This window comes from Nocardia sp. NPDC056064 (genome assembly GCF_042266925.1).
In the GTDB taxonomy this organism is placed as follows: Bacteria; Actinomycetota; Actinomycetes; order Mycobacteriales; family Mycobacteriaceae; genus Nocardia.
In genome coordinates, this window is record NZ_JBHJWO010000001.1 from 4,136,949 (window position 1) to 4,149,199 (window position 12,251).

Here is a 12,251-nt window from a genome sequence, read left to right on the forward strand (position 1 = left end):
GCCGCCTCCCGGCTATGGACCGCCCCCGGGATACCGCCCGCAACCGGGCTACGGTCCGCCGCCGGGATATCAGCCGGGTTATCAACAGCCACAGGGTTATGCGCCGCGCCCCGCCTCCTACGGCCCGCCGCCGGGGTATCGGCCACCGCCGATGCCCTACGGTCCGCCGGGCAGGCCGACGCCGCCACCGCGCAAAGGTGGCGGCCGTTTCGTCTCGTTGCTGCTGGTGGTCATCATCGCGGTGGTCAGCATTCTGGTGCGCTATGCCGTGCGCAACGGCATCGATATCGGCTCGGTGGCCGTCGGCCCGAAGCCGAGCACCACCTATTCGCCCGAGCCCGGCAGCGCCCCCGCCAAGACCGGCGACAACCCGCTGCTCCTCGACGCCAACGGCTCGCTGGTGCCCGCCTCCTGCGACTACTCGCCGTGGGGCACCCAGGTGGACAAGGCGCGCGCGTTCTTCGAATCGGCCGCCACCTGCCTGGACGCGGCGTGGAAGCCGTTGCTGACGAACAACGATCTGCCCTTCGAGTCGCCCAAGCTCAGCGTCACCGCGACCACCGCGGGCATCACCACCCCGTGCACCGGCTCGACCAGCAACTTCGCCGCTTTCTACTGCGCGGCCAACAAGACCATCTACATGCCGATCAGCCAGTTGCAGACCGACATGTTCAAGGACAACTGGGTCGTCTACCTCTCGGTGTTCGCCCACGAGTACGGCCATCACATCCAGGCCCAGTCCGGCATCCTGCGCAAGGCCAACAGCGAACGCGTCGACGTGGGCGCCCGCTCGGACAAGGGCCTCGAGCTCTCGCGCCGGGTCGAGTTGCAGGCCAACTGCTTCGACGGCATGTTCATCGCCTCGTCCAAGGGCGGCAATTCGCTCACCGCGAGCCAGGTCACCCTCGCCACCAAGGACGCCTACGGGCGCGGTGACGGCCCCGGTGACATGCGCGATCACGGCACCTCCGAGCACGGCGGGCAGTGGTTCGAAGCCGGACTGGACCGCAATCTCACCGCGCAGTGCAACACCTTCATCGCCAGTGCGAGTGATGTGAGTTGACCGGTCCGCCGGGACCGTACGGTGGCCCGCCGTACGGCTACTGTCCGCCGCCGGGTCACCCCGGGCCCTATGGCAGGCCGATGCCGCCGTACGGCCGTCCGGCTCCGCCGCCCTATGGCCGTCCGGTCGCGCCGTACGGCCGCCCGTTGCCGCCGCCGTACGGCTATGCGCCGCAGGGCTATCGGCCGCCGCCGCGTCGTGGTGGATCGGGCGTGCTCGGTGCGGTGCTGTCGATCCTGGTCGTGATCGGTGTCGTCGGGGCGCTGCTGGTGGCGGTCGGAGTGTCGGAGCAGTCCACCGACAACGTCGCGCGGACGACCCCACCGAGTTTCACCTACACCCCCTCGTTTTCGCCCGCGCCGACGACGAATCCGGTCACCACCACCCGGACCACGACGAGTGTGCGCACCACCGCGCCGACCACCACCAAACCCGCAGGCCCGCAGCCGGTGATCGCGCTCGGTCAGCACCCACTGTTCCGCGACGACGACTGGGGCCTGACCAACCTGGACTGCGACCTGCCCCGCTGGGCCACCGACGCCGCGACCGCGCGCGCCTTCTTCGCCGCGGCCGCGACCTGCCTCGACGACATGTGGCGGCCCAATCTGGCGGCGGCGAACCTGCCGTTCAGCAGCCCCGGACTGGTTGTCGCCGAGGACAAGTCACAGCTGTCCTCACCATGTGGCAGCGCCTCGAGCGACGCCTTCTACTGCAGCGCGTCCGCCACGATCTACATGTCGACGGGCGAGCTGCTCAACTACCGCACGCCGTTCCCGCCGATGGAGGCGCTGTCGATCTACGCGCACGAGTACGGCCACCACATCCAGGGTCTGACCGGCCTGTTGCAGGCGGCGTCGAACCAGCGTCGCGAGCAGGGCACCATGTCCGCCGGTGGGCTGGAGGCCTCGCGCCGGATGGAGTTGCAGGCCAGCTGCTTCGGCGGGATGTTCATCGGCTCGGCCGAAGCCGGTGGTTCCTACACGCCGCAGGAGGGCTCCTCGGCGATCAAGAACCACTACCAGCGCGGTGACGGCAACGGCCGCCACCGCGATCACGGCACCCCCGAACACAACGGCAACTGGTACAACCACGGCTACACCAAGAACCGCAATTTCGAGTGCAACACCTGGCTGGCCCCGGCCGACGAGGTCAGCTGAGGCTCAGTGCGGGCGGCCCTGACCGTAGTGCCCCTCGCCGAAGCGGCGCGGTGAAGTGCCGTGCACGCCTTCGGCATACGCGGTCTCGGCGTGCAGGGCGAAGTCGATACCGGAGGTCTCGTCCTCCTTGCTCACCCGGAAACCGATGATCTTGTCGATGCCCTTGCCCAGCGCGAACGACACCACGAAGGCATACGCCGCGACCACCAGCACCGCCAGGATCTGCTTGCCCAGCTGGGCGAATCCGCCGCCGTAGAACAGCCCGTTCACGCCGCCGGTCATCACCTGGGTGGCGAGCAGACCGATCAGCACCGTGCCCACGATGCCGCCGACGAAGTGCACGCCGACCACATCGAGCGAATCGTCATAGCCCGCACGATGTTTCCAGCCGACCGCGAAGGAACACACCACACCGGCCGCCAGGCCGACGATCACCGCGCCGAAGGTGTTGGTCACGCCGCAGGACGGGGTGATCGCGACCAGACCGGCCACCACGCCCGAGGCCGCGCCGAAGGTCGTCGGCCTGCCGTCGCGGATCTGCTCGACGATCAGCCAGCCGAGCATGCCCAGGCTGCCCGCGATCAGGGTGTTGAGGAAGACCGCGGCCGCGGTGCCGGTGGCGCCGAGTGCCGAACCGGCGTTGAACCCGAACCAGCCGAACCACAGCAGACCGGCGCCGAGCAGCACGAACGGCAGGTTGTGCGGGCGCATCGCGTCGATATTGAAGCCGATGCGCGGGCCGAGCACCAGGGCCAGCGCCAGCGCCGAGGCGCCGGAGGCGATCTCGACCACCAGGCCGCCCGCGTAGTCCAGGGCGCCGAAGTTCAGCAGCCAGCCGTCGGGGCCCCACACCCAGTGCGCGATCGGCGCGTAGACCGCCAGCGTCCACAGCGGCACGAAGGCCATCCAGCCCGCGAACTTGGCGCGGTCGGCGATGGCGCCGGAGACCAGCGCGGCGGTGAGGATCGCGAAGGTGAGCTGGAAGGTGACGAACAGCAGCTCGGGAATGGTGCCGCGCACCGAATCCGGGTTGATCCCGGCCAGGCCCGCGTGGCCGAGGTCGCCGATCAGGCCGCCGCCCGCGTCGTCACCGAAGGCCAGGCTGTAACCCGCGATGATCCACACCACGGTGACCAGCGGGATCGCGATGAAGCTCATCATCAGCATGTTCAGCACGCCGGTGGAGCGCACCATCCCGCCGTAGAAGATGGCCAGCGCCGGCGTCATCAACAGCACCATGGCGGTGGCCGCGAGTAGCCAGGCGGTGGCCGCGGGATCGATCGTTGCGGGCACGGTAACTCCTTTCACGCGTGAATGCGTTGCGAGGAAATTACCGAATACTCACCGATACACCGGGGAGCGGAGGGGGTCTAGGCGCGGTTTTCCTTCGCCAGCGCCTTGGCGCCCCGGCGGCCGGGAAGCGGCAGGTCATCGCTGTCGGCCAGCCATTCGGCGGTGGTGAGCCAGCGGCGCTGGGCGTGCGCGTCGGCCACGTCGAAGAACACGCGGCGGCCGCGATCGTCGCGCGCGTCACGCGAGAGCACCGCCCAGCTCGGCGGTCTGCCCTTGGTGGCGGTGTGCTCCACGACGAAACCGGCGACCAGTTTCCCGATGGTGTTGACCGGCTTCTGCGAGACCCGGTTGCCGTATTTGGTCGTGTGCCAGCGTCGGGCCGGGCACAGCGAACCCGGACTCGCGTTGGAGGCGATCCAGCCCGCCCGCTGCGCGCGCTCGATGAGCCACAGATGCTTGACCGCCGAGGGCGCGATCTCGCCGACCCGTTCGGTGATCAGGTCGGTGATCGCGGGGTCGGCCAGCACATCGCGCCTGGTGGGGCCGATGCCGTGCTCGGCCCAGTGCGCCGCGGTGAGGCGGGCCAGGATGCGGCCGAACTCGTCGATGCTGCGCTGGGCGCGCCGGCCCAGCCGTTCGATCCGCTCGGCCTCGCGGCGCATCTCGTTCTGCGCGGTGAGGGTGCGGATGGCGGCCATCGTCGGCACCTGCCCGCGTTCGAGCAGTTGCAGGATGGCGGCCGCGGTCGCCGGGTCCGCCGCGGCGGCGACGGGCAGCGAATCGCGTTTGATGTCGAAGTCCTGGGGGCTGATCGCCCGGCTCAGCAGGCCGACCGCGGCGTGATCGCCTGCGAAGTCGGTGTGGGCGAGCCAGGCGGCTGCGATGTCATCACACGACAGCACGGTGAAACGTTCCTCCGGTCGGCGGTGGGGGAGCGATACGGTGCGTGAAGGTTGTGCCCCGGTCGGGATGAGGGACCGGCCGGGGTCACCAACCTGATGAAGGTTTGGCCACCGAAGTTGCCGAGGACAACGGTAGCCAGCCACTTGCGCCGCTGTCACGACGATTGACTGTTTCGTTACCTCCAGAATGTGGGTCGTAATCGGGGAACAGGTCTGCCTGTGCGTGATAACCAGGTTTGATTGCTGTTTCGTATGGTGTCCTGCTCGCCGTCGACACGCGATTGCTCAGCTGTTGCGCCTCGGCGGCCAGGTTTTCTCGGACATCTCCTGACGCGGAGTGCATATGTGATTCATGTCACGTTTTCTGGCAGCGGCTCGGGTGAGGGGAACAGGTCTCGGCCGCCCGCCCTCGTGTCGGACCCAGTCGGTAGCCTTTGGCCGTGGCTCTGTACCGGAAGTATCGACCGGCGACGTTCGCTGAGGTAGTGGGTCAGGAGCATGTCACCGACCCGCTGAGTACAGCGCTGGACACCGGACGGATCAGTCACGCGTATCTGTTCTCCGGGCCGCGTGGCTGCGGTAAGACGTCCTCGGCGCGTATTCTCGCGCGCTCGCTCAATTGTGTGGAGGGGCCGACCTCGACACCGTGTGGCGTGTGCTCCTCGTGTGTGGCGCTCGGGCCGGGCGGCGCGGGCAATCTCGACGTCATCGAGCTCGACGCGGCCAGCCACGGTGGTGTCGACGACACCCGTGAGCTGCGCGATCGTGCCTTCTACGCGCCCGCCGAGTCGCGCTATCGCGTGTTCATCGTCGACGAGGCGCACATGGTCACCACGGCCGGGTTCAACGCGCTGCTCAAGATCGTCGAGGAGCCACCCGCCCACCTGATCTTCATCTTCGCCACCACCGAGCCGGACAAGGTGCTGCCCACCATCCGCTCGCGCACCCACCACTACCCGTTCCGGCTGCTGCCCCCGGCCACCATGCGCGGGCTGCTCGGCAAGATCTGCGAGCAGGAGAGCGTTCCGGTCGAGGAGGCGGTGTATCCGCTGGTCATCCGGGCCGGTGGGGGTTCCCCGCGCGACAGTCTGAGCGTGCTCGACCAGCTGCTGGCCGGGGCCGGGCCCGACGGTGTCACCTATCCGCGCGCGGTCGCGTTGCTGGGCGTCACCGATGTCGCGCTGATCGACAACGCCATCGACGCGCTGGCCGCCGACGACGGCGCCGCCCTGTTCGGCACCATCGACAGCGTCATGGAAGCAGGCCACGATCCGCGCCGCTTCGCCGTCGACCTGCTCGAACGCCTGCGCGACCTGATCCTGCTGCGCGCGGTCCCCGACGCCGCCGACCGCGGCCTGGTCTCCGGCCCCGGCGACGTCCTCGAACGCATGCGTGAGCAGGCCGAACGCCTCGGCCCCGGCACCCTCACCCGCTACGCCGAACTCCTCCACGAGGGCCTCGGCGAAATGCGCGGCGCCACCGCCCCCCGCCTCCTGCTCGAGGTCATCTGCGCCCGCATGCTGTTGCCCTCGGTCTCCGACACCGAGTCCGCCACCCTCCAACGGCTCGAACGCCTGGAACGCGGATTCGCCACCGGCGCTGTCCCTTCCGCGCCTCGCCCGGCCCCTGCCGACTCGTCCTCCGAGGCCGGTCAACCCGTCGACCAGCCGCCCGCCGCCCCGTCCACCGGCGGCAACCGCCGCCGCGGCGCCGAACTCCTCGCCGCCGCCCGCGCCGAAAAGGAAGCGGCCGCAGCCCCCGCGAAGCCCGCCCCCGCCGGCCCGGCTCCCGTCGAACCGTCCCCGGCCGGCTCGCCTGCGGCCGGCCCGGCTCCCGTCGAACCGTCCCCGGCCGGCTCGCCTGCGGCCGGCCCGGCTCCGGATAGCTCGGTCGAACCGGCGCCCTTGAGCCCTGTTCCCGCCGAGCCTGCGGGCCCAGCGGCAACGCCGCCCGCGTCTGCGGTTCCCACGCCGTCTGCGTCGGCACCCCCATCTGGCGGCCCAGGTCCTGCGCCCGCGTCTGTGCCGCAGAACGTCGGCCCAGCTCCAGAGGCCACACCGCAGCCTGACGCCCCAACTTCCGCGCCTGCGTCAGCGGGGCCCGATGCCGCTGCGCCCGCGGCCTCGACCGCCGCATCGGCAGCAGCCGCGGCCGGTCAGGTCGCCGACGCTTCTCCCGTCGCGCCGGGTGCACCCGCTGCCCCGGCGCGACCGCAGCCGGAACCCGAACCGGATACTGCTGTCGCGTCTGCTGTTTCGTCGCAGTCCGACTCTCTGCCGCAGGCGCAGGCACCGCAGCCGCACGCTGAACCGCAGGCACAGGCTCCGCAGTCGCAGTCGGCGCCGCGGACTCAACCGGAGTCGCAGCCGCGGCCTGAACCGCAGCAGGTGCCCGAGGCTCAGTCGGCGCCGCAGTCGCGGCCGGAACCGCAGCCGGAACGCCAGTCGGCGCCGCAGTCTCGACCCGAACCGCAGCCGGAGCCCCGGTCGGCGCCGCAGCCGCAGGCTGATTCACGTCCGCGCCCGGAGCCGCAGGCGCCGGAACCGCAGGTCACCGCGCCCGCTGAGGACCTGGTGGCCGTGGTCGATGCCGCGTGGCCGGAGATCAAGGCGAAGGTGCGGGAGTTCGGGCCGACGTTGCAGGCGTTGTTGTCGGGGGCGGCGGTGTCGCGGGTCGACGGGGACGTGATCGTGTTCGCGCATCAGAGCCCGCCGTTGGCGCAGCGGTTGTCCGATCCGCGCAATATCGAGGCGGTGCGGTCGGCGGTGCGGGCGGTGCTCGGGCGTGAGCTGGGTGTGCGCTGGGAGACCGGGGCGCCCGCGCCGCGTCCGGCGCCGCAGGCCAAGGCCCAGGCCGCGCGCGGGGCGGCGGGGGAGAACAAGCCCGCCGCGCGGCCCAGGTTCTCGCGGCCGAGCCAGGCCAAGGGTGGGCAGTCGGCGGGTGGTTCGGCGCGTCCGGCCGATGACGACATCCCGCCGCCGGACTTCCCCGACCTGCCCGACGACCCGGGTCCGGACGAGGGCTACGGCGCGCAGACCCCCCGCTCGGGCGGCGATTCCGGGCGGGCCGATGCCGCGCTGGCCCCGCCCACGCCGGAGGAGGAGCAGGAGATGCTGGCCGCGGCCGCGGTGCCGGTGGCCCCGGGCGACCGGCAGGACCCGGACGAGGTCGCCCTGGCGTTGCTGCGCAACGAGCTCGGAGCCAAGAGTCTGGATGGTTGACAGCCACCCGTCAGACCACGTTAAGTTAACCGGAGTTCGCACACCACGGTAGTATGAACGGGTGGCCGGGAACACCGGATGGGCATGGTTCTATGCTCCGCTGGTGCTTGCCGGGATTTGTACGGCGTCGAGACAGCTGGTCGTGGCGTTCGTGCGGCCACCGCACCCCAAGGAAGGAAACACTCCGATATGACCACAGAGGCCTACATCTACGAGGCCATCCGCACTCCGCGCGGCCGCGGCAAGAAGAACGGCTCGCTGCACTCGGTCAAGCCGATCGATCTGACTGTTGGTCTGATCCAGGAGCTGCGTGGCCGCTTCCCCAACCTCGACGAGGACCAGATCTCGGACCTGATCCTGGGCGTCGTCACCCCGGTCGGTGACCAGGGCATGGACATCGCCCGCGTCGCGGTGACCACCGCGGGCCTGCCCGACACCGTCGGTGGCTTCCAGCTCAACCGCTTCTGTGCCTCCGGCCTCGAGGCTGTGAACCTGGCTGCGCAGAAGGTTCGCTCCGGCTTCGACGACCTCGTCATCGCCGGTGGCGTCGAGTCCATGTCGCGCGTGCCGATGGGCTCCGACGGCGGCGCCTGGGCGCTGGACCCGGCCACCAACTACGACGGCTACTTCGTGCCGCAGGGCATCTCGGCCGACCTGATCGCCACCATCGAGGGCTTCTCCCGCGATGACGTCGACGCCTACGCCGTGCGTTCGCAGGAGCTGGCCGCCAAGGCCACCACCGGCGGCTACTTCGCCAAGTCGATCGTCCCGGTCAAGGACATCAACGGCCTGGTCGTGCTCGACAACGACGAGCACATGCGTCCCGGCACCACCGCCGCCGACCTGGGCAAGCTGAACCCCTCCTTCGCCGGCATCGGCGAGCTGGGTGGCTTCGACGCCGTCGCGCTGCAGAAGTACACCTACATCGAGAAGATCAACCACGTCCACCACGGTGGCAACAGCTCGGGCATCGTCGACGGCGCCGCCCTGGTGCTGATCGGTTCCGAGGAAGCGGGCAAGAACTCGGGCCTGACCCCGAAGGCGCGCATCGTCTCGACCGCCACCTCCGGTGCCGACTCGACCATCATGCTGACCGGCCCCACCCCGGCCGCGAAGAAGGCCCTGGACCGCGCCGGGCTGACCATCGAGGACATGGACCTCGTCGAGATCAACGAGGCGTTCGCCTCCGTGGTGCTGAAGTTCCAGAAGGACCTCAACGTCCCGGACGAGAAGCTCAACGTCAACGGCGGCGCCATCGCGATGGGCCACCCGCTGGGCGCCACCGGCGCCATGATCACCGGCACCGTGGTCGACGAGCTGGAGCGCCGCAACGCGCGCTACGGCCTGGTCACCCTGTGCATCGGTGGCGGCATGGGTGTTGCCACCATCATCGAGCGCGTCTGATCCCCGGCCGACACTTCTCATAGGAGAGAACGAAAAACTATGACTGACAACATCATCGGCTGGGAGAAGGACGCCGACGGCGTGGTCGTCCTCACCATCGACGACCCCAGCCAGGGCGCCAACACCATGAACGACGCGTACATCACCTCGATGGCCGCGACCGTGGACCGCCTGGAGGCGGAGAAGGACGACATCACCGGTGTCGTCATCACCTCCGGCAAGAAGACCTTCTTCGCCGGCGGCGACCTGAAGAACATGCTCGAGGTCGGCCCGGACGACGCGGCCGAGGTCGTCAAGATGCTCGAGGGCGTCAAGGCCCCGCTGCGTCGCCTCGAGCAGCTCGGCAAGCCGGTCGTGGCCGCCATCAACGGTGCCGCCCTCGGCGGTGGCCTCGAGATCGCGCTGGCGACCCACTACCGTGTCGCGGCCGACGTCAAGGGTTCGGCCATCGGCCTGCCCGAGGTGTCGCTGGGCCTGCTGCCCGGTGGCGGCGGCGTGACCCGCACCGTGCGCATGCTCGGTCTGCAGGGCGCGCTGATGCAGGTGCTGCTGCAGGGTCAGCGTCACCGCGTCACCAAGGCCAAGGAAATCGGCCTGATCAACGAGGTCGTCTCCTCGGTCGAGGAGCTGCTGCCCGCCGCCAAGGCGTGGATCGCGGCCAACCCCGAGGCTGCCCAGCCGTGGGACAAGAAGGGCTTCAAGATCCCCGGTGGCACCCCGTCCACCCCGGCCTTCGCGGCGAACCTGCCCGCGTTCCCGGCCAACCTGCGCAAGCAGATCAAGGGCACCAACATGCCCGCCCCGCGCGCCATCATGGCCGCGGCGGTCGAGGGCGCGCAGGTCGACATCGACAACGCGCTGACCATCGAGGGCCGTTACTTCACGAGCCTGCTGACCGGTCCGGTCGCCAAGAACATGATCCAGGCGTTCTTCTTCGACCTCAACCACATCAACGGTGGTGGCTCGCGTCCCAAGGACGTGCCCAAGCGTGAGATCAAGAAGATCGGCGTCGTCGGCGCCGGCATGATGGGCGCGGGCATCGCCTACGTCTCGGCCAAGGCCGGCTACGAGGTCGTCCTCAAGGACGTCAAGCTCGAGGCCGCCCAGAAGGGCAAGGCGTACTCGGAGGCCATCGAGGCCAAGGCCCTCTCCCGTGGCAAGACCACCCAGGAGAAGTCCGACGCGCTGCTGGCCCGCATCACCCCGACCGCGGACGCCGCCGACTTCAAGGGCGTCGACTTCGTGATCGAGGCCGTGTTCGAGAACCCCGAGCTCAAGAACAAGGTCTTCCAGGAGATCGAGGACATCGTCGACGCCGACGCGCTGCTCGGCTCGAACACCTCCACCCTGCCGATCACCCTGCTGGCCGACGGTGTGAAGCGTTCCGAGGACTTCATCGGTATCCACTTCTTCTCCCCCGTGGACAAGATGCCGCTGGTGGAGATCATCAAGGGCGAGAAGACCTCCGACGAGGCGCTGGCCCGGGTGTACGACTACACCCTCGCCATCAAGAAGACCCCGATCGTCGTCAACGACAGCCGTGGCTTCTTCACCTCGCGCGTGATCGGCACCTTCATCAACGAGGCCATCGCGCTGGTCGCCGAGGGTGTCGACCCGGCCACCGTCGAGCAGGCCGGTCTGCAGGCGGGCTACCCGGCCGCGCCGCTGAAGCTCAGCGACGAGCTGAACTTCACCACCATGCAGAAGATCTACAAGGAGACCGCCGAGGCCATCCTCGCTTCCGGTGGCGAGCTCAACGCCGCCGCCGCGAAGACCGCCGAGGTCCTCGACACCCTGGTCGGCAAGTACGACCGCAAGGGCAAGGCCGGCGGCGCGGGCTTCTACGACTACGTCGACGGCAAGGCCACCGGCCTGTGGGAAGAGCTGCGTTCGCTCTACAACACCAGCCGTGAGCTCCCGGAGGGCTACACCTTCCAGGACCTCAAGGACCGGATGATGTTCGCCGAGGCCATCGAGACCCAGAAGTGCTTCGACGAAGGCGTGCTCACCAGCACCCAGGACGCGAACATCGGCTCGATCTTCGGCATCGGCTTCCCGGCCTGGACCGGCGGCGTGCACCAGTTCATCGTGGGCTACCCCGGCGGCCAGGAGGCCTTCGTGGCCCGCGCCGACGAGCTGGCCGCGAAGTTCGGCCCCCGCTTCGAGGTCCCGGCCTCGCTGCGCAAGTAAGTCACTGACAGCGCCCACACGGCGCTGATCAGCACGAACGGCCCCGTCTCGCAGTCGCGAGGCGGGGCCTTCGTGATTCCTGTTGCGCGGTGTTACGCACTGTTGCGCGTAACGGCAGCCCGGCCTACAGTGACATGAATTCTGAAAAAATTCAGAAAACTGCCCCGGATGGCTGAGGTAAGCGGCATGGTGACTGAAGTGCAGTGGAGCGAACTACAGCGCGACCCCAAACTGATCGCGCAGCTCGCCGATCAAGGCGACGTTCGAGTACGACGTCGTGATGGCGCGGCGTTGTTGCTCATGCGCGAGGATCGCGTGCAAGGCCAGTCCGACGGTGCGATCGCTGCAGCGCGTGCCCTGCGGAATGTGCTGGCGCATCTGCCGGCCGATATCGCCGCGGCCGCGTTGATCGATGAGTTCCCGTGGATCGATCTGTTGCCCAAAACAGAGCAGGTGCTGTTCGTGAAGGAGTTCGCGAGAGCTTTCCAAGCCTCCGCCGAACTCGGTGAGTGGTCGTTGCTTCACCGCACGGTGCGCGATTGGCGCACCACGGCACAGATCTATACCGATCCCCGACTGGTTGAACAGCTGTCGGAGCCAATCGACACCGACTTCGGTCGTGTGCCGGAACCGGAGGTGGACTAGCGTGTCGCCGAAACGTGGTGATCGCGTCGCGCCTCCTGGCAGGCCCGGAATGTGGGAAGCGCGGTTCGCGACCACCGTTGCGGCCAAGGGCTGGGAGGAGTTGTGCCGGTCGGCTCGCGCCAGCACATGGGAGGCATGGATCGTGCTGACCGAGCGGCCGACCAAACCGGAAAACCACTCCCGCCAGGCCCAACTCAAAGGGGCACTGTCGACCCACGTCATCGGCGGGGCGACCCTCGATCAGTGGCAGTACGAGGTCACCGGTGGTGGCCGGATTTGGTATTGCCCAGATGCTGATGCTCGTATCGTATGGATTGTCGTCGCAGGTCCGGGACATCCGAAGCAGACGGAGTGAGTCCGTTGCGGTGGTGCCGAG

At 68.9% G+C, this 12,251-nt stretch carries 9 protein-coding genes; 7 read left to right on the top strand and 2 right to left on the bottom strand.

The window, feature by feature from the left end; translation table 11 throughout:
- Positions 1-151 precede the first annotated feature (151 nt).
- Together ACFC06_RS19170 and ACFC06_RS19175 are read left to right on the top strand one after the other, a co-directional pair.
- A complete protein-coding gene (locus tag ACFC06_RS19170; RefSeq protein WP_375932734.1) occupies positions 152-1,063 on the top strand; it encodes a neutral zinc metallopeptidase in 912 nt (303 codons plus the stop codon).
- 80 nt (positions 1,064-1,143) lie between these two features.
- A complete protein-coding gene (locus tag ACFC06_RS19175) occupies positions 1,144-2,220 on the top strand; it encodes a neutral zinc metallopeptidase (RefSeq protein ID WP_375932737.1) in 1,077 nt (358 codons plus the stop codon).
- A 3-nt stretch (positions 2,221-2,223) separates the two neighbouring features.
- Here the strand turns inward: ACFC06_RS19175 and ACFC06_RS19180 are convergent, their stop codons facing one another.
- Positions 2,224-3,513: an ammonium transporter gene (locus ACFC06_RS19180; protein ID WP_375932739.1), complete on the bottom strand. Its 1,290-nt coding sequence runs from the start codon at positions 3,511-3,513 to the stop codon at positions 2,224-2,226.
- Positions 3,514-3,590: 77 nt separating this feature from the next.
- Entirely contained in the window at positions 3,591-4,415 is an 825-nt protein-coding gene (locus ACFC06_RS19185; protein WP_375932742.1) for a hypothetical protein, read from the bottom strand.
- A 440-nt stretch (positions 4,416-4,855) separates the two neighbouring features.
- On the opposite strand from ACFC06_RS19185, the gene ACFC06_RS19190 reads away from it, so the two are divergent.
- The 5 genes from ACFC06_RS19190 (at position 4,856) to ACFC06_RS19210 (ending at position 12,230) form a co-directional block, all read left to right on the top strand.
- The gene (locus ACFC06_RS19190; protein ID WP_375932745.1) at positions 4,856-7,636 is read left to right on the top strand and encodes a DNA polymerase III subunit gamma and tau; all 2,781 of its coding nucleotides are present in this window, start codon (positions 4,856-4,858) and stop codon (positions 7,634-7,636) included.
- Between the two features lie 189 nt (positions 7,637-7,825).
- Positions 7,826-9,040 (top strand): acetyl-CoA C-acetyltransferase, encoded by a 1,215-nt coding sequence (locus ACFC06_RS19195; RefSeq protein WP_375932748.1) that lies wholly within the window; start codon positions 7,826-7,828, stop codon positions 9,038-9,040.
- 39 nt (positions 9,041-9,079) lie between these two features.
- On the top strand, positions 9,080-11,230 hold the full coding sequence (locus ACFC06_RS19200) for a 3-hydroxyacyl-CoA dehydrogenase NAD-binding domain-containing protein (RefSeq protein WP_375932751.1): 2,151 nt from the start codon (positions 9,080-9,082) through the stop codon (positions 11,228-11,230).
- Between the two features lie 186 nt (positions 11,231-11,416).
- Positions 11,417-11,875, top strand: coding sequence for a hypothetical protein (locus tag ACFC06_RS19205; protein WP_375932754.1), 459 nt, complete (start codon positions 11,417-11,419; stop codon positions 11,873-11,875).
- A 1-nt stretch (position 11,876) separates the two neighbouring features.
- Positions 11,877-12,230: a hypothetical protein gene (locus ACFC06_RS19210; RefSeq protein ID WP_375932757.1), complete on the top strand. Its 354-nt coding sequence runs from the start codon at positions 11,877-11,879 to the stop codon at positions 12,228-12,230.
- Positions 12,231-12,251: the final 21 nt, after the last annotated feature.